Source organism: Desmonostoc muscorum LEGE 12446 (assembly GCF_015207005.2).
GTDB lineage: Bacteria > Cyanobacteriota > Cyanobacteriia > Cyanobacteriales > Nostocaceae > Nostoc > Nostoc muscorum.
In genome coordinates, this window is record NZ_JADEXS020000001.1 from 1749911 (window position 1) to 1773008 (window position 23098).

General features: G+C 41.7%; 18 protein-coding genes and 1 other RNA gene. 16 read left to right on the forward strand and 3 right to left on the reverse strand.

Features of this window, described 5'->3' with window-relative positions:
• The first annotated feature begins 195 nt into the window (after positions 1–195).
• The 8 genes from IQ276_RS07670 to IQ276_RS07705 all read left to right on the forward strand — a co-directional run bounded on the left by IQ276_RS07670 (position 196) and on the right by IQ276_RS07705 (position 11310).
• Positions 196–2379 (forward strand): GumC family protein, encoded by a 2184-nt coding sequence (locus tag IQ276_RS07670; RefSeq protein WP_193913351.1) that lies wholly within the window; start codon positions 196–198, stop codon positions 2377–2379.
• Positions 2380–2532: 153 nt separating this feature from the next.
• A complete protein-coding gene (locus IQ276_RS07675) occupies positions 2533–3792 on the forward strand; it encodes an O-antigen ligase family protein (protein WP_193913353.1) in 1260 nt (419 codons plus the stop codon).
• Between the two features lie 62 nt (positions 3793–3854).
• The gene (locus IQ276_RS07680; RefSeq protein ID WP_193913355.1) at positions 3855–5192 is read left to right on the forward strand and encodes a flippase; all 1338 of its coding nucleotides are present in this window, start codon (positions 3855–3857) and stop codon (positions 5190–5192) included.
• A 104-nt stretch (positions 5193–5296) separates the two neighbouring features.
• Positions 5297–6886, forward strand: a complete 1590-nt coding sequence (locus IQ276_RS07685) for a right-handed parallel beta-helix repeat-containing protein (RefSeq protein ID WP_193913357.1) — start codon at positions 5297–5299, stop codon at positions 6884–6886.
• 147 nt (positions 6887–7033) lie between these two features.
• The gene (locus tag IQ276_RS07690; RefSeq protein WP_228042782.1) at positions 7034–7972 is read left to right on the forward strand and encodes a glycosyltransferase family 2 protein; all 939 of its coding nucleotides are present in this window, start codon (positions 7034–7036) and stop codon (positions 7970–7972) included.
• 39 nt (positions 7973–8011) lie between these two features.
• Entirely contained in the window at positions 8012–9160 is a 1149-nt protein-coding gene (locus IQ276_RS07695) for a hypothetical protein (protein ID WP_193913361.1), read from the forward strand.
• A 36-nt stretch (positions 9161–9196) separates the two neighbouring features.
• Positions 9197–10120: an NAD-dependent epimerase/dehydratase family protein gene (locus IQ276_RS07700; RefSeq protein ID WP_193913363.1), complete on the forward strand. Its 924-nt coding sequence runs from the start codon at positions 9197–9199 to the stop codon at positions 10118–10120.
• The gene (locus tag IQ276_RS07705; protein ID WP_193913364.1) at positions 10114–11310 is read left to right on the forward strand and encodes a glycosyltransferase family 4 protein; all 1197 of its coding nucleotides are present in this window, start codon (positions 10114–10116) and stop codon (positions 11308–11310) included. Before IQ276_RS07700 ends, IQ276_RS07705 begins: the two co-directional genes overlap by 7 nt.
• Before the next feature lie 581 nt (positions 11311–11891).
• Here the strand turns inward: IQ276_RS07705 and IQ276_RS07710 are convergent.
• The gene (locus IQ276_RS07710; RefSeq protein ID WP_190875881.1) at positions 11892–12215 is read right to left on the reverse strand and encodes a slr1957 family protein; all 324 of its coding nucleotides are present in this window, start codon (positions 12213–12215) and stop codon (positions 11892–11894) included.
• A 661-nt stretch (positions 12216–12876) separates the two neighbouring features.
• Between IQ276_RS07710 and IQ276_RS07715 the strand changes: the two genes are divergently transcribed.
• The 8 genes from IQ276_RS07715 to IQ276_RS07750 all read left to right on the forward strand — a co-directional run bounded on the left by IQ276_RS07715 (position 12877) and on the right by IQ276_RS07750 (position 20324).
• A complete protein-coding gene (locus tag IQ276_RS07715; protein ID WP_190875898.1) occupies positions 12877–13365 on the forward strand; it encodes a pentapeptide repeat-containing protein in 489 nt (162 codons plus the stop codon).
• On the forward strand, positions 13365–14519 hold the full coding sequence (locus IQ276_RS07720; RefSeq protein ID WP_193913366.1) for a 5-(carboxyamino)imidazole ribonucleotide synthase: 1155 nt from the start codon (positions 13365–13367) through the stop codon (positions 14517–14519). Before IQ276_RS07715 ends, IQ276_RS07720 begins: the two co-directional genes overlap by 1 nt.
• A gap of 60 nt (positions 14520–14579) precedes the next feature.
• Positions 14580–14763: non-coding RNA, 6S RNA (ssrS, locus tag IQ276_RS07725), on the forward strand.
• 248 nt (positions 14764–15011) lie between these two features.
• Positions 15012–15374 carry a hypothetical protein gene (locus tag IQ276_RS07730; protein ID WP_193913368.1) on the forward strand — a complete coding sequence of 121 codons (363 nt, stop codon included), beginning with the start codon at positions 15012–15014 and terminating at the stop codon, positions 15372–15374.
• Positions 15375–15711: 337 nt separating this feature from the next.
• Positions 15712–16953 carry a M16 family metallopeptidase gene (locus IQ276_RS07735; RefSeq protein WP_190875897.1) on the forward strand — a complete coding sequence of 414 codons (1242 nt, stop codon included), beginning with the start codon at positions 15712–15714 and terminating at the stop codon, positions 16951–16953.
• 194 nt (positions 16954–17147) lie between these two features.
• Positions 17148–18428 carry a M16 family metallopeptidase gene (locus IQ276_RS07740; protein ID WP_190875878.1) on the forward strand — a complete coding sequence of 427 codons (1281 nt, stop codon included), beginning with the start codon at positions 17148–17150 and terminating at the stop codon, positions 18426–18428.
• A 103-nt stretch (positions 18429–18531) separates the two neighbouring features.
• Positions 18532–19578, forward strand: a complete 1047-nt coding sequence (locus IQ276_RS07745; protein ID WP_193913370.1) for a peptidoglycan-binding domain-containing protein — start codon at positions 18532–18534, stop codon at positions 19576–19578.
• A gap of 392 nt (positions 19579–19970) precedes the next feature.
• Complete coding sequence (locus IQ276_RS07750) at positions 19971–20324, forward strand: phage holin family protein (RefSeq protein ID WP_193913372.1); 354 nt, start codon at positions 19971–19973, stop codon at positions 20322–20324.
• On the opposite strand, the gene IQ276_RS07755 is transcribed toward IQ276_RS07750, so the two are convergent.
• Positions 20296–20793 (reverse strand): cobalamin biosynthesis protein, encoded by a 498-nt coding sequence (locus IQ276_RS07755; protein WP_193913374.1) that lies wholly within the window; start codon positions 20791–20793, stop codon positions 20296–20298. The two genes, IQ276_RS07750 and IQ276_RS07755, sit on opposite strands and share 29 nt — an antisense overlap.
• Before the next feature lie 331 nt (positions 20794–21124).
• On the reverse strand, positions 21125–22888 hold the full coding sequence (gene argS / locus IQ276_RS07760) for an arginine--tRNA ligase (RefSeq protein ID WP_190875874.1): 1764 nt from the start codon (positions 22886–22888) through the stop codon (positions 21125–21127).
• Positions 22889–23098 lie beyond the last annotated feature (210 nt).

The window sequence follows — 23098 nt, forward strand, 5'->3', positions numbered from 1 at the left end:
ACATCAATCTATCAATCCAGAATAAAGATATTATTGCCGTTGGGCGATTGATCGCGCATCATACAACTTAGAGATAGCCCAAGTCAGTTTTAGTTCCAATCAGTATTTTGTGTGGTTCAACATTTTGAGGCTTTTTAGGCACTGCTCATGGACGGTTATCACTGTTATCTGCACTTGATTTGATTTTAAACCGAGATGAATAGACAGCCAAATTCTTTCCCAAGACTGACCGAAACCAACGGTAAATCACCCTATTCTCCATTCCAAAATCCTGCTTCCACTAGCACCGAAGAGGAAAAGTGGGATCTCGCTTGGCTGGGAGCTATTATCCGTCGCCGGGGGCTATTGATGGTACAGGTGGCATTGGGAACGACCCTACTAGGTGGAGGGCTGCTATTTCTGATGACAAAATCAACCAGCCCTCGATATGCGGGTCAGTTTCAACTCCTAGTCGAACCAGTCACAGCGGAAGAACAACTAGCACGTTCTTCTACCCGTGCCCAGGGTTCAGATGTTGACGTACAACGAATTAATATTGAACAGTCCAGCCTGGATTACGAGTCACAAATTCGGATTTTGCAAAGTCCTACCCTGCTGTATCCTGTGGTTAGCGAAGTGCGCCAACGATATCCAGACACGAGCTATGAAACCTTAGTCAAGAACTTAAACATCGCCCGAATTACAACCCTGTCATTAGACAAGAAAGAACAGGGTACGAAACTGATTGAAGTTCGCTACGAAGATAACAACCCGGAGAAAGTAAAATTTATCCTCGATCGCCTTTCCCAGACTTATTTGAAATACAGCCTCCAGGAACGACAATCCAAAATTCAACGCGGCCTGCAATTTATAGACAGCCAGCTTCCCCCACTGCGCCAACGGGTCGATTCCTTACAACAACAAATTCAAGCTCTGAGCCAACGTTACAATATTGCCGATCCCGAACAACAGGGTAAGCAGTTGATTGCAACTACTGGCAAATTGAATGAGGCCGAGGCTGAAAACCAGACCCAGGTTGCAGAAGCAGAAGCCAAACGAAATTCCCTGGTGCGACAATTAAATAATGCCAACCTCCAGTCTGTTTTAGCCAATACAACCTATTACCAGGCCTTGTTAAATCAGTACCAGCAACTTGAGGGTCTGATTGCCGTAGAATCAGCCAGACTCCAACCAGAAAATCCGACGATGCAGGATCTACTACAGAAACGACGAAATCTCAAAAGCCTCTTGAATCAGGAAGCAAACCTGGTTATAAAAACGACCACCGATTCTATTACCGTAGCACAGGCCCGTCGTCAGGCAATAAACCAGGCGCAGGCTCAAGTGAATCAGAAAATTCAACAGTTATCTGCGATCGCCCGCCAGTACAAAGATTTGCAGAGCAAGCTGGCACTTGCAAGCGATAGTTTCAATAAGTTTGCAAGCCGCCGGGAAGCCTTGCAAATTGACGCTGCCCAGCAGGAAATTCCCTGGGAACTAACCATTCCTCCACGATTAGAACTTGATGAATCAGGTCAAGCCATTCAAGTCAATAACATCAGTAAGGTTCGTTTTCTGGCATTAATTGCTGTACTGGCAGTATTGCTGGGCGTGGGCGTAGGTTTTCTAATCGAGACAATGCAGGATTTGCTGCACACCAAAGAAGAAGTCAAACAAGCAATAAAGTTGCCCTTGCTGGGAGCAATTCCCCATAACCATTCCCAGCTTCCAGTGCTTTCAGACCCTGTGACACAAGCGTTTCAATCGCTCTCTAAAAATTTACGCCTATTGAGTAAAACCTACAGTCCAATCCGTTCTCTCATGATTACCTCCCCAGAAGTGGGGGATGGCAAATCGACAATCGCCGTGCATCTGGCAATGACAGCAGCAGCAATGGGACAAAGGGTTTTACTTGTTGATGCGGATCTTCGCCATCCCAAAATTCACGAGCTACTGGGATTGTCCAATCACCAGGGGTTGAGTCATCTGCTGGAGAACTCTCAGGATATTCAAAGCGTACTCCAATCATCTTCCGCTAGTGCCAACTTGATGGTTTTGACTGCCGGAGAACCTTCCCTCGACCCAGTAGAGCTTTTCACTAATAATCGAGTCGAGGTTCTGTTTCAAAAACTCCAGGCAATGTTTGATCTGCTGATTGTGGATACGCCCCCCCTGCTTGGATCGGCGGATACTGGGTTAGTGGCGGCTCACTGTGATAGTTTAGCTGTAGTAGTTCGCTTAGGCAAAACCAGCCGTCAATCTGTTTTGGCAGCTCTAGAGGAATTGAAATTTTCATCCATATCAGTGTTAGGGGTGATTACTAACGATGGACGCGAAACATTATCCTTGCCTCAGGGTTATTACGGTGTTACTGACAAGCCGAAAATCAAAAAAAGATGAGAACAGCTTTAACTGTCACGCTAGATATAAAAAGTCATATCCAAAGTTGTTGGATCGATATAGAGCATCAAAACAGGTTTTAGAACTATGAGAAGTCTGATTCTACATCCAATAGTTCTGCCTCTTCTTATTCTTGTTTTTATAATATATTTCTTGTTAATTATACGCTATGTACACAACAAGCAAGTTGCCAAAGTTTTAGAAGAAATCACTATTGTTGTATTGTTAATAATACTACTCAAACCAATTGTACCTCCCCTTACCTATCTCCAATTTGATGCCCTAGCGGGTGATGATAAAAGCTTTGCTTCACTGATACTTCAAATAAGTTGTTATGCTTTCTTTGTGATTTTACAGCCAAAGCTATTCAGCAACTTTCTTAATAGTTTTTCTTTGCTTTTTGTAGATCCATTTATAGGTATATTGCTGGTACTTGCGTTGCTCTCTGCACTCTGGTCAGAGACTCCTCTATTATCACTAAAATTCAGCGTGGTTCAGTTTATAGTTAGTTGGCTGGCTGCCCACCTGGTACGTAAATATGATTGGCAGGATATTTGCAAGTATTTATGCTGGATGTGCTTGATTTCAGGTTTGTTAAGTGCATTTGTGGCAGTAGCAATCCCTTCAATGGGGATAAACGAAAAGGGATGGCTGGGTATTTTCCCATTTCCCATCAAACTAGGGACTTGTATGGCATTAAGTATAGCTCTATGGTCAATTCAACCAATGAATTCACTTTGGAGCCGTGTAGTTGCGATCGGCACAATTATGCTATCTTCATTGCTGCTGATACTTTCTAATTCTAGCCAAGCTCTTTTCACTCTTATTACCCTCCTCATCTTCCTGGGGATACTGACGATTGTGCGGCAGTTTTCTCCCCGACAGGTATCAGTCATTATCATACTTCTGATTTTTTTTATTCTTGCAAGTTATGTGATCGTTAGTTCCAACCTGGAAACAATTTTCGGTGCCTTTGGTAAAGATATGACTTTAACAGGGCGAACAGAATTCTGGCCACAAATGCTTGCTTCTTTAGAAAAGCGACCAATTCTCGGTTATGGTGTACAGGGCTTCTGGCAAAGTTGGCGTGGTGAAGCAAATCCAGCAGGACACATTCTTAATTCTGGTGGTTTTGTACCTCCTAATGGGCATAATGGCTTCCTGGATTTAGCTATGGAGTTAGGTTGGTTGGGACTGATTATATTCTCGCTCTCACTTGCGCTAAATCTTGTCAGAGCAGCTGCATTGTGGAAACGCTCGAATTTTCTGGAAGCGGCTCTTCCCTTAATGCTCCTAGTCTACATAGTAATGGCAAATATTTCAGAAACCCAGCTATTTCTTAGCTACTATATATGGTTTTGCTATGTTTTAGTTGCTGTTAGACTTAATATTCCAGTCAACAAAATGACATAAAGCAAGACATTAATTTATACTCAATCCTCAATAGACTATCTTCTTATAAACTTGGGAGTTTGATGTTTACTAAAATCACCAAAATTCAAAATAATTTCAACTCAAATCTGCGTCGGATCATTGCTAACATATCTTGGTTGATGGCTGATAACATCCTACGTATGGGTATTGGTTTGATTGTGGGAGTTTGGGTTGCTCGCTACTTAGGTCCTCAACAATTTGGCTTGCTTAACTACTCAATGGCTTTTGTCGGCTTATTTAGTGTTGTTGCTAAATTAGGGCTTGACAGTATTGCTATTCGTGATCTTGTGAGAAATAGTGCTGGTGAAAAAGAGATTTTAGGTACAACATTTAGCCTGAAGTTCGTAGGAGGGGTGATCTCCTTTCTACTTGCAATAGGTATCCTTTTTTTAATAGGAACTGATGATCCACAGAGCTTATGGATCACGGGAATTATTAGTCTTAGCTTGATTTTTCAGATATTTGATGTTATTGATTTTTGGTTTCAATCCCAAGTTCAGTCAAAGTACGTTGTTTACGCTAAGAATGGTGCATATATTTTAGCTAACGCTGTTAAAATTTTATTAATTCAAGCAAAAGCACCGTTGATTTTTTTTGCTGTCATAACTTTGGGAGAAGTTGCTTTCAGTGCCATTGGTTTAATCATTGTTTACCGTCTAACTGGATATGTCTTTAAGACCTGGAAGTTTAACTTTTCTTTAGCAAAAAATTTATTAAAGGAGAGTTGGCCTAATATCATGGCTGGCTTTTCCATCGCAATTTATATGCGAGTTGACCAGTTGATGTTGGGTAATATGGTGGGGAATGAAGCAGTAGGGATTTATTCAGTGGGTGTGCGGCTTGCAGAACTTTGGTATTTTGTCCCTCTTGCAATTTCATCTTCTCTGAATCCTGCAATTATTCAGTCGAAGCAAGATGGTGAAGAAAATTATTACCGTCGGATTCAAAAAGCTTTAAATATTGTAGTGGTATTAGCATATGCAGTTGGCATTGGGACAATGTTTTTTGCGAAACCAGCTATTACACTGCTATATGGGACTAAGTATATTGATGCAAGCTCAACATTAACAATTTATGTGTGGGCAGGCGTTTTTGTATCGTTAGGACTGATTAGAGGGATCTGGATTACGATTGAGGGCATGATGCGGTTTGGGTTCATAACAACTTTGCTAGGTGCTGGTATGAATATTTTGCTCAATTTCTTACTGATACCACGTTATTCAGGAACAGGAGCAGCCATTGCAACAGTGATTTCCTATGGTTTTTCTGACTACTTAATTCTTTTAATTTACCCACCCAGCCGCAAAATTGGTTTGGCCATGACAAAAGCGTTGGCACTTGACTTGATAATTAGTACTCTTTGGCGTAAAACTAAGTAGTGATCTATCCGTGAGAGGTGAATCTTCTATTGTTCTATGTAATACAGTGTATTTAGGAAAACCGTGAATTATTTGAAAAAAGTTCTAATTTGAGGTTTATTTTCTTGAAAATTCAATTTTCACACTTCTTTTCAACGTTGATTTATATCTTCATTAGTGTGTTAACTTGTCTTTTAGTTACTACCAGTGCTGTCCAACCAGCATCAAAAACTTGGTATGTATCGCCCTCTGGAAACGATAAAACTCTATCCCTAGATATTCCCTTAAAAACACTAGCAGCAGCCTGCGAAAAAGCCAAAGATGGTGACAAAATTGTGTTGTCTATAGGGCAATATGTGGAAACACAGCCGTGTTTTCTAAAAAACAATTTACTGATTCAAGGTTCGGGGAAAAGCAACAGCACAAATGTAAGCGATCGCACCACAATTATCGGCACAACTTTTGGTGATATTCAAAGCATCGACGGTCTAACATTAGACAACATCCGGTTTGAAGGTAATAATACGATTAACGTATTAATGTATAGCAAATATAACGATTATCCCAAAAATATTCAAATCAAAAATTCATACATAACCGGTTATAAAAGAACAGTATTATGGCTGGAGAACGTTACAAATTTTTCTGTAACCGATTCGATTATCAAAGATACAGCGTCTGAGGATAATACCCAATCTCTTGGCAGTTTTACTCTAAAAAATTCCCAAAATATTTTATTTGAGAGAAATGAATTTATTACAACATATTTAAAAGGGTACGGCATCAAAAGTGTCAATAGTGCCAATAATTTTGTTATCCGTTCAAACAAATTTAATATGTATCCTTATTCACGTTATGGTATTTTGCCATACCTGTGGAGCAACATAGAAAATTTAAACCCTAACTTTAATATAGAATTTTGGTGCCACTCATCTATCTTTAGCATTTCTAAAATTATTATTGAAAACAATATATTTGATAATGAAATATCATTCCCTGGTTGTACAAAGCCCGACAGCCAAAATTATGCGATCATTTTTCGTAACAACACGATGGTGCTTAAAAAAGGACCAAATGCTAAAGGAATTGCCCTCGAACTTGGTGCAAACAGCATTGCTATTGAAAACAATTTCTTTGACATGACTCAGACTGTTGCCGCCTCAGTTTTTGAGAATTGGAACACAAACGATCATTTGCAGTACATAAGAATTATTGGTAATGTGATTGATGGTACACAATTTAAATTTTTGGCAAGTAGCGCCAGCATGGAAAACCTAACTATTGCAAACAACACTTTTGTCAAAAAGCCCGGTAAATATGGGGATTGGTATGCTTTTATCACCTACAAAGGTTCAGTAGCCAACCAATGGAAAAACAAAAGTTGGAGAGTTGTGAACAATCTATTAGTGGTACCACAAAAAATAGGAGAGTCGTTTGCCTATACCGATGCCAGGAAAAACTCTTCATTGCCTAACTATTCTAGTGCAAGGAATAACCTTGTCGTATATACAAATAGTAGAGATTTGACGTGGCTCAAGCCGTGGCAATTCTACGGCAAAATCATAGCAGACCCGAAACCTCTGCAAAATAGTGGGGATACAGTGAGGCAAAAGTACCTTCCAGTTTGGGGAAGCCCGGCTATTGATGGTGGCGTCAACATTGGATTACCATTTGGCGGTAAAGTACCCGATATTGGTGCAATTGAGCGTTACTAGGGGAGAAAGTTATTTATAGTAATATGGATTGCCTGGATGTAGTCTCAGATGGCTGCTTTGAAGGCGCTGAAATATTCGTAGTGTATTGAATAAAGGCATCTTAAATAGCGATCGACACGAGTTTTAATTATCCTAAAGGAGATGTCTGTGCTTGACAATTCGTTTAATGTTCCAATCGCAATAATTATATTCAATCGTCCAACTAAAGCCGAACAATTACTTCAAGTGCTTCGCCAGGTTCAGCCGAAGCAGTTATTTGTGATTGCTGATGGGCCGCGCCCTAACAACAGTGCTGACGTAGAGCTATGCAAAGCTACCCGAACTATTTTTGATCATATTGATTGGGACTGTAAAGTTTTAACAAACTATGCAGAGAAAAATTTGGGCTGTGGATTGCGTCCTGCATCAGGGATTAGCTGGGTTTTTGACCACGTAGAAGAGGCAATAATTTTGGAAGACGATTGTCTACCAGACCTTAGCTTCTTCCAATTTTGCCAAGAACTATTGGAGAAATATCGTTATGACCAACGGATTATGCATATTGCTGGCACTAGCAGCTGTATCAAGGATGATCAACAGCCCTATAGCTACGGATTTTCCCGCTACACCCTGGCCTGGGGATGGGCAACCTGGCGACGGGCATGGCAGTACTATGATTTTGATATGAAAAAATGGGATCTTCTCCGCCAGACTAATTTCTTATTGGATATTTTAAATGGCGATTTTCATGCAATGAAGAGCTGGCAAACTATTCTTGAGACTGTTTATGATAAACATGATGATTGTTGGGATTACCAGTGGAATTTTACTTGCTGGTTACAAGGAGGACTAACCATTCTTCCATCGGTTAATTTGGTATCGAATATAGGGATTGATGGTACTCATACAACGGTTGATAATCACCCATACCTTTATAGACCTACTCAGGCAATGGAATTTCCGCTTCAGCATCCGATCGCAATAGTCAGAAATACAAAAGTTGATCAGCAAATTCAAAATGATTGCTTTGATTGGTACCCTAATCTCTGGCAGAAAGTGCAAAAACGTTTCAGAAGAATCTTCAGGAAAGCACCTCAGACTATTTAGAATTTTTATAAGGAGAAAAAGGTCATTAATAGAGTTCCTATGCAACCCCTGAAAATATTGATTATTCCTGGTGCTAATGCCTTACGGAATCCTATGTGTGGCAATTGGATTAATGGGCTAAGGCAGTTAGGTCATTCTGTGGTTACCTTATACTGGGAAAATCAAGAATTGACCAATCATCAGCTGCGTGACTGGGGAATTAATGACGATGCTCATATTTTTCAGTTCTTTGGCGAGTTATCAGCATCATTACGCCAAAAGATTGTCTCTACCTTAGGAGGAGAACCTGATATTTTATTTTGCTGGGAATCGATTCCCCCACTCAAAATACTTCCCAAGGTGGCTCCAATTTTCTCAAACGCAAAGGCAATTTTGCTGATTGATTCTTATCCTAACGCACCACATTTATTGACTGAACTGTTGCATCTTCTGCGTTATCGTCAGGGCGATCAATTAATTGATGGTTACATCTTCTATTCCAATGTCATGCGAGATGTATTTTGTCAGGAAATCCCTAGAGCGGAGAAAAAGCCACACTTGGTAATGGTTCATCCTTTCTTTGAATCTGCGTTCTACTCTCAAGAAGTCAAAATTACTGAAGATTTGCAGCTTGAACGGCTTGATGACAAACCCCATGTTATCTTCACAGGAAATGCTGGGAAGTTGTGGAATCGTCGCTATGATAATTATGCTAAGGATGCTTTGGGTGAGTTTTTAGCATTATTAGCCTCGAAGGGAGTTCACGTTTTCGTCAACCCCGTTGCTGATTTGAAAGGAATTAAGGGGTTGCATCATTATCCGGCTTTTTCTAATGCTGATACTCTTAATGGTCGCTTCTCAACCTATATTTCCCAATTTGATGCCCATCTTGTAATTTATAAAGAGTATAACGGTACAAATCGTCGGCGTTCTGCCAGGAGTTTGTCTACACGATTCGCCTTTTCTCTAACATCTATATGTCCAATTATCGTCAGTCAAACCAGTCAGTTTATTCATGAATACTGGTCAGATATGCCCTTTGGTTTCATGTTTAAACAAGTGGATGATCTCGTTGAGTCGTTAAATGATTCACAGAAGTTGAGTGTCTTGAGATCGAATATGGAAAAGGTTCATCGATCGTTCTCCTTTGAAGCTCAGACCGATCGCATTCACCAACTTTTTCAGGATGTTATGGCAGTACGCCCATAGCTCAATAATTATTACTGAGGAGGGGGAATAGTAAGTTTGAAAACTGTTTTAATCACTGGTGTGACAGGTTTTATCGGGCGATACGTAGCTCGACAATTTGCTGAGGCTGGATGGAATGTTGTTGGCTTGGGGACTCGTCCGACTGAAAATGCACCCATACAAAGTTTATCTTCTTATCATCAGTTGACACTGCCTGCAAATGTTCTAGCTGACTTAGTTCAACAAGTTCAACCTCATGTCTGTATTCATTGTGCAGCAAGAGCCTCGGTCAATCTTTCAGTCACTGAACCAGAGCAAGATTTCAGTGCCAGTGTTGACGTTACTTTTAATGTTGTCAATACTTTACGTCTCCATGCGCCGCAGTGCAGAGTGATCTATCTTTCGAGTGCTGCTGTCTATGGCAATCCCCAGACGTTACCTATTTATGAAAGCCAAACACCCCAACCCATTTCTCCCTATGGCTTTCATCGGCTAATCAGTGAGCAGATTTGTACTGAATTTTTTAAAATTTATGGGCTACCAACATCTATCGTCCGTATTTTTTCTGCTTATGGCCCTGGATTAAGGCGACAGGTGCTTTGGGATATGTGTCATAAAGCCTTGACCCGACCGATTTTGAAATTGCAAGGAACTGGTAATGAAAGCCGCGATTTTATTCATGTCCGGGACATTGCCAAAGCGCTTTATGTTTTAGCTGAAAATGCTCCTTGCCAAGCAGAGGTACACAACGTAGCCAGCGGTGTTGAAACAACGATTAAGGAACTGGCAGACATTGTAATGGCGAATATAGAGCGAAAAATTCCCATTGAGTTTGATGGTGTGATTCGAGCAGGTGATCCACTCAACTGGAAAGCCGATGTGACAAGCCTGACACAGATCGGTTTTACGCCAGAAGTAAATTTGCAACGGGGTATTAGCGTCTATGCTCAATGGTGTCGTGCTGAGGTGATGGGATGGTAAAACCACTAAGGATCGGAATCCTCATTCAACATGATAGTGGATGGGCTGGAGGAAACATCTATATTCAAAATTTAGTGAGAGCGATTGCCGCCTTACCATTAGAAATGCGATCGCCTATCGAGATTTATCTAATTGCTAAAGCAGACGCGATCGCTAATTCATATCATGACTTAGAACCCTTAGTTACGAAAATTTGTCAGGCAAACTGTCTAAACTCTAGCTTTTTCAATCGGCTGTGGTGGAAAGTCGGACGCACTATACCCTTTGCCAAAGACAAACGTTTAGCACTACTAGCTCAACGAGAGCAAATAGACTTTTTATACCCTATGGTTGGAAATGGGGGAATATCCTGGGATTTTGCCTGTAATTGGGCAGCCTGGATTCCAGATTTCCAACATAAATACTTGCCTAATTTTTTTTCGGCGGTAGAACTCCAAGTCCTTGATTCAGCGTTTGAGCGTATTGCTCAAAATGCACCGATGATTGTCTTCAGTAGCCAAGCTGCTGAAGCTGATTTTAGAAAGTTTTATCCCCACTCCAAAGCGAAAACTTTCGTCCTGAATTTCTGCACAATTCCACAGCCAACCTGGTTTACAGGCGATCCAATTGCAGTGCAAAAAAGCTACAATCTCAATGATAATTTTTTCTTGGTCAGCAATCAATTCTGGATTCATAAAAACCATCGAATTATCATTGAAGCTTTGAGAATATTGAAGCAGGAGAATATCAAACCCACTGTTGTCTGTACCGGAACGTTAAACGATAGACGCTTCCCTGGTTACGGGGATGAAATCCTCAAATTAGTGCATGAGAGTGATTTAGCAGACCAATTTATAACTTTGGGTTTTATTGGGCGTGTTGACCAAATCCAACTCATGCGGCGATCGCTCGCTGTGATTCAACCTTCGTTATTTGAAGGTTGGAGTACTGTGGTGGAAGACGCACGGCTACTCGGCAAGCAAATCATTCTTTCTGATCTACCAGTTCATTTTGAACAAAACCCACCCGGTGCCAGCTTTTTTCGACAAGATTCTGCATCAGAATTGGCACAGACAATAAAGCAAGTATTGCCTCGGTTGGTTCCAGGCCCCGACTTAGAAGCTGAAGCAGCATCCAGAAGAGTGAATCAAGCACAGTGCCGAGTCTATGCTGAACAATTTCTACAAATTGTGAAAAGCTGTAAATTATAAGGATAAAGTGGCCATGATTTGACACTCCCGTGCCTAAAGGCGACGGGATTCTTGCTTCATCCAGTCAACTTGTCTAGACGAGTTTCCTCACCCAGATAGAATTAGGACTTACGCACTGTACAAATGCATCGTGATGTGAATTAACGATGCTCCCGGTTGTTTCAGGCTTTTGTTAATTATCCTGCGATGCCTACGGCGGTAAACTACGTAAATAGACCATGTTGTAGGGGCACAGCAATGCTGTGCCCTTACGAAAGATGTGGTTTTTAACCTTGCATATTTGGCATTTCTTGTCAATGCGTAAGTCCTAAGAATGTAGATATTAATTCTTTAAAAAGCCTGTCATGGTCAATCATCCTAGCAACTTCTCCAACAGATCCAAATCTCCACATTAGACCCCAAAAATAGCTTCTGGGCACAGTTTAGCCTGCTGTAGATTTAAGTATTCGTCACACTTTGAAGAATAGGAAGCGTATTGCAGCATAATCCACCGAAAGCAGCTTCCAGATTATTAAATTAAAAACTGCTCTTGTTAAAAATAAACAAGAGCAGTTTTAATACCAAAGCCCAAAATTAAAAATTTAGGCATCCTCAAGTTCCAATTGAGCCACCGTAACCGCGTTAAAAGCGAAAGCCAAAACTAATGGCATCGGAGACTGGAACCAAATGGTAAAAAGAACAGCGAAGATTGTACCAATTACTGCTGAACTAGACCACAATCGTTCTTCAAAAGTCAATCCCTTTTCGGCTTTAATCAATCTGAGAACATGAACTGGAATTGGTTCTGGCATTACGCCACCCGGAGGAAAAGCCCAGTAATTATTACGCCGCTCGACAAATAAATCTGTCCAGCCATTTTCTTGGCACCATGTCTCAATCCATTGAAGTGAGTAATGATTAATCATCGGGGTTGCGAGTTGGGTTGGTGGAATTTGTGTAGTTGATGAAGATAATCTTTGAGAGATTCCTGAAAAACTAACTAATTCGGTATAAAGTTAATACTTTTTATGCAATTTTTAAGCTTTGTAAAGCAGTTGAGATAGATAATAATTACGCTCAAACATTGCTTTGCTTAATTAAAAGCCTAGCAGTGGATAGAATCTGTTTACTTCAAATGACAATAAACTTTACGTGAAAAAATGTAAGTGAAGAAATGTAAATAAATCGGTGAGTGTTACTGCTCATTAAAACTATCTATATCCGAAAAACCAAATTTTAAAATCAAGAATTGTAAATAAATCAATGGGCGGAGAGTGTCAACAAATCATTCCTTGAGAGTTGAAAAAAACTAGAGAGTCATTTGTATCTGTCTTTGGTAATAATTTTGCTGGTATGATGTGGCGTAGGCGTAGCCCGTCGTAGACATCGCCTCCCAAGTAATCGCTGCTTTCTGCCTCAAGTCGCAGAAATAATTTTGCTCGAGGTGAGAAGCGATGCCTGTTTTTACGTTACAAAATATTAAGCTGGGCAAATATAGATTCCCCAGGTTTAGCAGCAGGGCTGCTAGTCTCAATTACATGCGGTAAGCTTACAATGCAGCGATTTTACACCAAATTGGCTCTCGATATGTTTTGGCGGCAAGGATTGGCGTTACTTTTGGGGATTCTTTTATGGTGCGTGGCTCATCCTGCACTGGCGGTAAACTGGACTCATCCACTGTCATTTAGTAATGCAGAGTTGTCGAGACGTGATTTTTCTGGTCAAAGTTTACAAGCTGCGGAGTTTTCTAACGCCAATATGGAATTCGCTAATTTTACAAACGCTGACTTGCGGGGAGCAGTATTGAGTGCTTCGGTGATGACACAAGCAAACCTCCACGGAGCAGATTTAACGAATGCAATGGTGGATCAGGTAAACTTGACTAGGGTAGATTTGAGCGATGCAGTTCTCAAAGAAACCCTTTTGCTCCGCGCCATATTTAATGATGTGAATATAGACGGTGCAGATTTTACAGATGCAATTTTGGATAAAGCGCAAATTAAAGAACTGTGTACAAAAGCCAGTGGTGTGAATTCCAAAACAGGCGTGCAAACTCGTGATTCTCTGGGATGTTAATGAAACGTGTAGGTGTAATTGGTGGCGGACAACTTGCCTGGATGATGGCAGATGCAGCACGCAAGCTAGAAGTAGAATTAATAGTACAAACTCCTAGTGAAGGCGATCCGGCAGTGTCGATCGCTCAGGAAGTTGTTTTCGCCCCGGTAGATGACGCTAATGCTACAGAAATATTAGCCAAAAAATGCGATGTCATCACCTTTGAAAATGAATTTGTTAACTTAGATGCTTTATCTGTTTTAGCAGAACAAGGTGTTTGTTTCCGCCCAAGATTAGAAGCATTAACTCCTCTTTTAGATAAATATCATCAGCGGCGCTATTTAAGCGATTTAGGCTTGCCAGTTCCGCGATTTTTCGCCGTAGAACAGACAGAAAATCTCAAATCTAAAATAGAATATCTAGGTTTTCCTGTAGTTCTCAAATCCCGACGCCACGGTTATGATGGTCAGGGTACTTTCATCATTCCAGACTTTGCTGCTTTAGAAAAAAAGTTAAGTTATGAAACCATAACAAAAACTCCAAATCAATCAATTTTCTTGTTAGAAGAATTTGTACCTTTTGAAAGAGAATTAGCAATAATAGCAGCTCGTTCTGTGGACGGAGAAATAGTCACCTATCCAGTGGTAGAAACCCAACAAGAACAACAAGTGTGTCGGCGGGTGATTGCACCAGCGGAGATTTCGCCGAATCAAGTAGCAGAAATAGAAGCGATCGCACATACTCTATTAAATAGCCTGCAAGTAGTAGGAGTCTTTGGGATTGAACTATTTCTGGCGGCTGATGGCAAAGTACTGGTAAATGAAATTGCTCCCCGTACCCACAACTCTGGGCATTTTTCCCTCGACGCCTGTGAAACTTCCCAGTTTGAGCAACAGCTAAGGGCAGTTTGTGGTTTACCCTTGGGAAATCCTGGTTTGCAGTGTGCTGCTGCTGTGATGGTGAACTTGTTGGGGTACGAAAATTCTCACAGCGATTACCAAAGCCAGCGTCAACAAATAGCAGAAATTCCCCAGGCGTATGTCCACTGGTACGGGAAAACTGAGTCACGTCTTGGGCGCAAGTTGGGACATGTCACCGTTTTGCTGGATAATCAAAATCGAGAGATGGCGATGGCAGTTGCCCAAACCATAGAATCCATCTGGTATCCCAGCTAAATTTCTCAAAAACTTTGGATGTTGAACACACAACATCTTTTTGAAAGCTATAATGAGTTAGTTGCACTACGACGTTGGTGACTGCCATCAAGTTTTTTGATCTATGCCTTTAAAGACAAGGGAGTCAAACAGTTCTCGTGGCAGTAGACCGGGCATGTACCCGGAAACTTTAAACGAGAAATTTAGGTTCCCACCTGGTTAAACCAGGTCATAAACTTAGGTAAAACGGCGTCGCGGTGAACTCAAAATTATTAGCTCCCAAACTCAGTAAGAATTTGGGAGCTTTAATTATTTGAAAAAGAATTTAGAATCCAGAATTCAGCAATCTTTCAGTGGTGGATGAGTGCGGAAAGTCATCAACGAAGGGTTCCTCCGCTATTGGTAGTATTTAGGTTTGGGAGCGCTCGTTGGCGATCGCTTGCTTTTCATCGCTAAATTTGATAATAAGCTACCAAGTATAGATTCTAGTCAAAAAATGACATCGCCAACTGTATGTCTCTGACACAGGAACAATTTGACAACTTGGTAAAGCAATTAGAGGGCTATGCTCACCGAAAACCAGAACAATTTAGACAACGTGTTTTTTTTCTGGCGGTGATGGGTTATGGCTATGTTTTGCTGGTTCTATCGTTTCTTTTATGGGTTATCGTAACCATTGCCTTATTACAGCGAAGTAGCCTACAGTCTAGTTCTGTATGGATAGGATGTGTCTTCATCATAGCTCTTATATTATTAGGAATTGTTGTGCGATCGCTGTGGGTAAATATTCCAAAACCTCAAGGAAAAAGGCTACGGCGTAGGGATGTACCACATCTGTTCCAATTAGTTGATGAACTAGCTATAACCCTATATTGAGAGTGCTGTGAGTTGTGATATGGAACTAACTTTTCCTGGTTATAAATTAGTTTCTGAATTTTTGTATTATGAGCAGGGAAATACAGAGAAAATGAAACATTACCAAAACGAAATTGAGCAATATTATTACAGGACAATGTTTTCCACCTACGGATTATACCATTGAAAATAGTATAAAATCAGACTTTGTATTAGAACAAGTCAACTTCTTTTGCGAATAAAAACAAAATCTGTATAACATGATTCTAATTTAGGTAACGTTCGGAGTTAAGATCACACAATTGCATGAAATTGTGGTTAAAGCTACAAAAAATTGTCACAACAACTAACTGACACCGTGTTTCCAGCCTCGGTCTTCCGACTAGACAGTGGTTTAACGTTTATTCATCAAGAAATTCCCACTACCCCTGTAGTTGTGGCTGATGTTTGGGTGCGTGCTGGAGCAACCTTAGAGCCACAACCGTGGTTCGGTATGGCGCACTTTTTAGAACACATGATTTTTAAAGGCACGGCAACGCTACCCCCTGGAATGTTCGACCACAACGTTGAAAACCGGGGTGGCGTCAGTAATGCCGCAACAAGCTATGATTATGCTCATTATTCGCTTACCACAGCTGCGCCTTATTTGCAAGATACTCTGCCGCATTTGGGAGAACTACTGCTGAACGCGGCAATTCCAGAAGATGAATTTAGCCGCGAACGGGACGTAGTACTAGAAGAAATCCGCTCGTGCAATGACGATTCTGACTGGATAGGATTCCAAGCTTTGATTGGCAGCATTTATGGGCGTCACCCTTACGGACGTTCGGTGCTGGGTACTGAGCAAGAACTTATGCAGCAGTCACCAGAAGCGATGCGCTGCTTTCACCGGGCGCACTACCAACCGCAAAACATGACAGTGGTAATTGCAGGGGGCATAGCTCAGGAGTCGGCTTGGGAATTAGTAAATCGTTCATTTACTGATTTTGCCGAACCTGCTCATTGTCCGCAGTTTGAAAAAGTGCCAGAACCAATAATAACAGAAGTTCGTCGTCAAGAACTATGTTTACCACGCATAGAACAAGCGCGATTATTAATGGCGTGGCTGGTACCGGGAGTAGAACAAATCCACACTGCCTATGGTTTAGATTTATTGTCGGTGTTATTAGCAGAAGGGCGGACTTCGCGTTTAGTAAGGGATTTGCGGGAAGATTTGCAATTGGTACAGGGAATTTGTAGTAATTTTTCTCTCCAACGAGAATCGAGTTTATTTACAATTACTGCTTGGTTGGAACCAGAAAATTTAGAAAAAGTTGAGTCTTTGATTTGCGATCATTTAGATCAGTTACAGACTCAAGGAATTAGTCAACAGGAAATAGCGCGATCGCGCAGGCTACTATGTAACGAGTATGCCTTTTCTACTGAAACGCCAAATCAACTCACAGGACTTTACGGGTACTACAATACAATTGCCCAAGCTGAATTAGCTGTGACATATCCCCAGGAGATTCAATCTTTTGATGTCCAAGAACTGCAAAAATTAGCTAAACAGTATCTCTCACCGCAAAATTATGCGGTTACTATACTTAAACCATGTTAAGTATTGGGTATGGGGCATCGGGCATTGGGCATGGGAGAACAAGAAGTGTGGGAAGACAAGGAGACAAGGAGAAAAGGGGACAAGGTGAGAACTTGCAAGAAGTCTTTCCCCTTCCAATTCCACTTGTCCCCCCATCCTCTGCCCAATGCCCAATGCCCCATGCCCCATAACCAATAACAAAGGACAAATGACAAATGACAACCTTGCTGCAAAAATCGCCTATCCATCGCACCGTATTAAACAATGGCATTGTCGTGCTAGTGGCAGAAAACCCTGCTGCGGACATTATTGCAGCCCGAATCTTTGTGCGTGCTGGTAGTTGTAACGAAAACCAAGAACAAGCAGGGTTGGCACATTTGCTATCAGCAGTGATGACCAAGGGATGCGATGGACTTTCTAGCTTGGAAATTGCAGAAAAAGTCGAGTCTGTCGGGGCGAGTTTGAGTACAGATGCCGCCACTGATTATTTTTTGCTATCTTTCAAGACGGTAACATCGGATTTTGCGGAAATTTTAACATTGGCAGGGCAGATTTTGCGATCGCCTACTTTTCCCGAAATTCAAGTAGAACTCGAACGGCGTCTAGCGCTACAAGATATTCGTTCGCAAAAAGAGCAACCCTTCACTGTGGCTTTTGAACAAATGCGGCAGGTCATGTACCAAAATCATCCCTATGCCATGTCGGTATTAGGAGATGAAACAACCATGAGCCGCTTAACTCGTGCAGACTTAGTACAGTATCATCAAACTTATTTCCGCCCAGATAATTTGGTAATTAGTATTGCTGGTCGAGTCACACCCGCAGATGCTGTAGCATTGGTGACAAAAGTTTTTGGTGATTGGCAAGTTCCAGCATCACCACTGCCAATCCTAAATTTACCTGAAATTAGGGTGGAACCCCAGGTAATGCTGAAGCCACAACAGACGCAACAATCAATTGTGATGCTGGGTTATTTGGGAACATCAGTGAGTTCTCCTGACTACGCCTCACTGAAGTTGCTGTGTACCTACTTGGGAAATGGGCTTTCTAGCCGCTTGTTTGTCGAATTGCGGGAAAAACGAGGTTTAGCTTACGAAGTATCGGCTTTTTACTCAACCAGGCTATACCCAGCATCGTTTGTGGTTTACATGGGTACAGCACCAGAGAATACCACCATAGCTTTAGAAGGACTGCGTACAGAAGTAGATTTATTGTCTACCACCGAAATATCCCCAAGCGCCCTGCAAGCTGCTAAAAACAAGATTCTGGGGCAGTATGCTTTGGGTAAACAAACGAACGGGCAAATTGCTCAGATATACGGCTGGTATGAGATTTTGGGGTTAGGAATTGATTTTGATATTAAGTTCCAAGAACTGATTGCGGCAGTGGATGCCCAAGATGCGATCGCTGCCGCTTCTAAGTATTTAAAAGAACCTTATGTGTCTTTAGTTGGTCAAGAAACAGCAATTAATGGGGCGATCGCATCAGGTAGATGATGTATGCAGGCCTAGCCCATCGGAGACATCGCTTTCTGTAGCAGCTGTTTTTTAGACCAAGCGGCTGTACCATTAGCATGAGAATATTCTGGGAGTAAATTCCATGCAACACAGCCTGACAGCAAGTATTTTGAGTTACTTAAAATTACTACATCCAACTGTAAATCGCTGTCGGATGGAAAAACCGCAAAAGAATTGGTGGGCAAACAGATCTAAGTCTTTATCAGCAACTCAAATACTCCTGTTCTCCACTACACCTCTGTTCATTGCCTCCTCTGCTCTAGTATCAATTGCAGCTCCGCAAAAAATAGCCCAAGTAAACCCCGCAGATAGTATCAGCCGTCCGACCCTGAAAGTTGGTAGCCAGGGCGAACGCGTATCTGAACTTCAAGCAGCTTTGAAACTTTTGGGTTTTTACTCCGGTGTAGTAGATGGTATATATAGTGAAAATACTGCCAATGCTGTTTCCCGATTTAAACAAGCAGCTGGCTTAAATCCAGATGGTATAGTTGATGCCACCACCTGGCAACGACTTTTTCCTAAAGAAGCGACAGTAGCATCAACAGTTCCTTCATCTGGGCAAAGATTTAACTCAGCAACAAATTTTCCCGTTCCAACCCAGAGTACCAACCTCACCAACGTTGCAAATCCCAGTCCCAACCCACCAAGGCAAGCTGTAACACAAGCTCCCACCAAGCCCAGCCCACCCAAAAAACCTGTAACACAAGCTCCCACCAAGCCCAACCCACCAAAGAAACCTGTAACACAAGTTGCTACCAGCCCTGAACCAAGGCCTGCTAAACCTAGACAAGCTCAAAAAACGCCGAATCGTCCTACATCACCTACTCGAACTCAGTCAGCCGCACGTACTGGACAAACTACGCGAACTCAGTCAAATACAAGTACTAAGCGAACCCCTGGTATTCAATACACCTCAGAAGGATTACCGATTTTACGTATAGGGTTACGTGGTTCGGAAGTTGTGAAATTGCAACAACAACTGAAAAAGCTTGGTTACTTAAAAGGCGACGTAGATGGAGACTTTGGGGCGACAACCGAAGCCGCTGTCAAAGCCGTACAAAAGCGCTATGGTTTAGAACCTGACGGCGTAGCTGGTGGAGCTACCTGGGAAATTCTTTTGCGGCGTTAGGCAAGGGGGGAGAGGCTTAAAAACCCTAATTTTTCGTGCCCAACTCAGGATACTAAAGCCCCTCTCCGAGACGGAGAGGGGTTGGGGAGAGGTTCATCGAACTCACGTTAATGGTGTATGCGATCGCATCGGCACTGGGTATTTGACTTAGGTACATCGTGCAATACGATAAAGATACTGGCATTAAAAGTATTTCTCTATGCCAACATGGATTGCCAAAAGCGATTACACTAACGTCTTTGACAATCCAAAATGGTCTTAGATTGCTTTTGCGCTGTCAAAAGAGACGACTACTTTAGGAGTCAACTACAACGGCACCTAATTATGCTACAAATCGCAATGGACAAAAGTTAAATTAATTAAACTTAGGGTTAATTCTTCTAAAAAAGCTTATGCAACACTTTTTATTGACTTGGCTCGGTACTGCGGTGGCGTTATTTATTACTGCTAATATTGTTCCGGGATTCTTTATCAAGAATTTTGTGGCTGCCTTGGTTGCTGCTATTGTTATTGGTCTAGTTAATGCATTTATTAGACCAATTTTGCAGATTTTAACCTTTCCAATTACCTTGCTGACCTTTGGTTTATTTACATTAGTGATCAATGCCTTAACTCTTTGGTTGGCAAGTGCCCTAACTCCTGGTTCTGGTTTTGAGATTCAGGGCTTTGTACCTGCTTTATTTGGTTCAATTGTACTAGCAATTGTTTCTAGCATCATTAACTATTTTTTGAGAGTTGGTGAATAAAAAAATTACTAAAATTTGCAGCTTGGGCAACAGCTAGCGTTACAGCTCCTGGTTGCCCTTTTAATTGGAAAATTCGTTTGGGAACTAAGAATTTCACCCCCAATTCTTCTGTGCTGATAAACAGGGAATCAGTCAACGACAAGTTGAGTTGAGTGGCTGCAAGAATAGCCGCTGCCTCTGCTACACTGGCTGTACCTACTTCTTGGTTGGCAATTCTGCTAGGATTAGGAACCCAGATACGGCGAAGAACTTCGGCACAAAAAGTCTTTAGGGGCAAATTGCGTAGGTTACAAAATTCTAATAAGCCAATTTCAGATGCTTTCGTATCGATGGTAGCAATACCTGCGATCGCACTTTGACAAAGTTGATTTTCTTCAAATACTTTTTCAATTGCCTCATTAATTAATTGCCATGAGGTTCCCCGCTTACAACCAATTCCTACCCATAAAACCTGTTGCACCTGATGCATTTTTGAATTCAGTTTACAAAAATATATAGCGTTTCCCCACAAGGGTGAGGTACACCTGTAAGGGAGCAACGCGAAAAAGTGAGATCATCATGAACTTAGCAGGGGAGGCAGGGGAGGCAGGGGAAGGAGGGGGAGTAAAGAGAAATCTTTAGTATTTTTTACTACCTCGATATCCATGAATAAACTTATTTCTTTGTCTCCCCCTGCCTCCCCTGCTCCCCCTGCTCCCCCTGCTCACAAAATCCCGTTGCTCCCCACCTGTAAGGGCACGGCAGTGCCGTGCCCCTACACCTTGCGGATGTTGTACTGCATCTGAATGGGAACCGCCATATTACATCCTTTCTAATACCTGAATACCCAACAAAGATAATCCCAACTTCAGGGTTCTAGCAGTCAAATCACACAGAATCAAGCGGGATGTTCGCTGCGGTTCCTCGGCATCCAGCACCCGAACTCCTTGATTGCGGTCATAAAACTGATTAAACTTTTTACTCAGTTCATACAAATATTCACATAACCGATGGGGCAATAAATCTTGCTCTACAGTACTAATAACTTCATCGAGTTGAAGTAAATATTTTGCCAGGGCTAATTCGGTTTCATGCTCTAACAGAACGGCATTATTTCCTAGCTCTTCAAAGTTAATTTCACCCTTGCGGCTAATTCCCTGAATCCGCGCATAAGCATATAGCATATAAGGCGCAGTATTGCCTTTGAGATCTAGCATTTTTTCGTAGCTGAAAACGTAGTTACTAGTGCGGTTTTGGCTTAAATCTGCATACTTAACTGCACTAATTCCAACTACGTTGGCAACTTCATTAATAAATTCTTCAGTTTCTTCGCGTTCTTCTTCTTGTAATCTAGCTTTTAGATCCGCATGACAACGAGCGATCGCTTCATCTAACAAATCCCGCAATCGTACAGTATCGCCAGAACGAGTCTTGAATTTCTTACCGTCTTCTCCTAACACCAACCCAAAGGGTACATGCACTAATTCCACATCATCGGGAATCCATCCGGCTTTGCGTGCTACCTGCAAAAATTGGGCAAAGTGGTTTGCTTGTCCAGCATCCGTTACATAAATTATTCGTTTTGCTTCATCCTGCTGAATCCGGTAACGGAGGGATGCTAAATCTGTAGTGGCGTAGTTATAACCGCCATCGGATTTCTGCACAATTAAAGGTAGCGGTTCACCTTCTCTATTTGTAAACCCTTCGAGAAAAACACATTTTGCGCCTTGATTTTCTACCAGTAATCCAGATTTGTCTAAATCTTCTACAACTCCTGGTAGTAAGGCATTGTAGAAAGATTCGCCTCGTTCAATTAACTTGATATCCAACAAATCATAAATTACTTGAAACTCCCGGCGTGATTGTTCGCACAGTAATTTCCAAGCATGGAGTGTGTCTTGGGCACCTGCTTGTAATCTGACAACTTCTTGGCGTGCTGTTTCTTGAAAAGCTTCGTCTGCATCAAACCGCTGCTTGGCTTGGCGGTAAAAAGTTACTAAATCGCCAATATCTAAAGCATTAGCAGTGGTCAGGGCTTGGGGGTAAACTTCCCGCAGATAGGCAATTAACATGCCAAATTGCGTACCCCAATCACCTACATGATTTAACCGCAGGACATCGTGTCCTTGAAATTCGAGAATACGGGCGATCGCATCACCGATAATTGTAGAACGCAAATGCCCAACGTGCATTTCTTTAGCAATATTCGGACTAGAAAAATCCACAATTTCGCGTTGTGGTGTTTTCGCCATTGGGATTCCTAACCTGGAATCTGCTTGAATAGCGTTGAGTTGTGCTTCTAGGTATGCTGTTTTGAGTTTCAGATTGATAAATCCTGGGCCAGCGATTTCTGGCGGTTCGCAGATTTCGGATACATCTAATTTCTCAACTATGGCAGATGCAATTACTCTTGGTTGCAATCCTTTCTTTTTGCTCAAGGATAAAGCCACATTTGCCTGATAATCACCAAATTTAGGATTACTAGCAGCAACCAAAATAGGATCTGTTCCAGCGAATTCAGCGCCAAAAGCCGCGACTAAAGCCTGCTCAAACTGAAGTTTTAGTTTTTCTTGTGTAGGGTTCATATATGAATTCTATCTGTGACGCGGGTGATGTAGCTCTGGAAAAGCTTGATTATTTCACTCTAAAGTATAGTCATCTTACAACGCCCCTTGATTGCAGCAGGGCTGTTTTATTCCATTTCAAACAGGATTTTTCAAGATGGTTAGCGAGAAAATTGTAAGTAAGGGTGACGATGAGATGAACATTTAAACATTGAAATATCAGTAAAATAG

Excerpts from the sequence above, each read along its gene's own strand:
- IQ276_RS07705 (WP_193913364.1), top strand. The coding sequence starts at position 10,114 with ATGGTAAAACCACTAAGGATCGGAATCCTCATTCAACATGATAGTGGA.
- IQ276_RS07755 (WP_193913374.1), bottom strand. The coding sequence starts at position 20,793 with ATGCATCAGGTGCAACAGGTTTTATGGGTAGGAATTGGTTGTAAGCGG.
- IQ276_RS07715 (WP_190875898.1), top strand. The coding sequence starts at position 12,877 with ATGTTTTGGCGGCAAGGATTGGCGTTACTTTTGGGGATTCTTTTATGG.
- IQ276_RS07680 (WP_193913355.1), top strand. The coding sequence starts at position 3,855 with ATGTTTACTAAAATCACCAAAATTCAAAATAATTTCAACTCAAATCTG.
- IQ276_RS07730 (WP_193913368.1), top strand. The coding sequence starts at position 15,012 with ATGTCTCTGACACAGGAACAATTTGACAACTTGGTAAAGCAATTAGAG.
- IQ276_RS07740 (WP_190875878.1), top strand. The coding sequence starts at position 17,148 with ATGACAACCTTGCTGCAAAAATCGCCTATCCATCGCACCGTATTAAAC.
- IQ276_RS07710 (WP_190875881.1), bottom strand. The coding sequence starts at position 12,215 with ATGATTAATCATTACTCACTTCAATGGATTGAGACATGGTGCCAAGAA.
- argS (WP_190875874.1), bottom strand. The coding sequence starts at position 22,888 with ATGAACCCTACACAAGAAAAACTAAAACTTCAGTTTGAGCAGGCTTTA.
- IQ276_RS07670 (WP_193913351.1), top strand. The coding sequence starts at position 196 with ATGAATAGACAGCCAAATTCTTTCCCAAGACTGACCGAAACCAACGGT.
- IQ276_RS07745 (WP_193913370.1), top strand. The coding sequence starts at position 18,532 with ATGCAACACAGCCTGACAGCAAGTATTTTGAGTTACTTAAAATTACTA.
- IQ276_RS07720 (WP_193913366.1), top strand. The coding sequence starts at position 13,365 with ATGAAACGTGTAGGTGTAATTGGTGGCGGACAACTTGCCTGGATGATG.
- IQ276_RS07750 (WP_193913372.1), top strand. The coding sequence starts at position 19,971 with ATGCAACACTTTTTATTGACTTGGCTCGGTACTGCGGTGGCGTTATTT.
- IQ276_RS07695 (WP_193913361.1), top strand. The coding sequence starts at position 8,012 with ATGCAACCCCTGAAAATATTGATTATTCCTGGTGCTAATGCCTTACGG.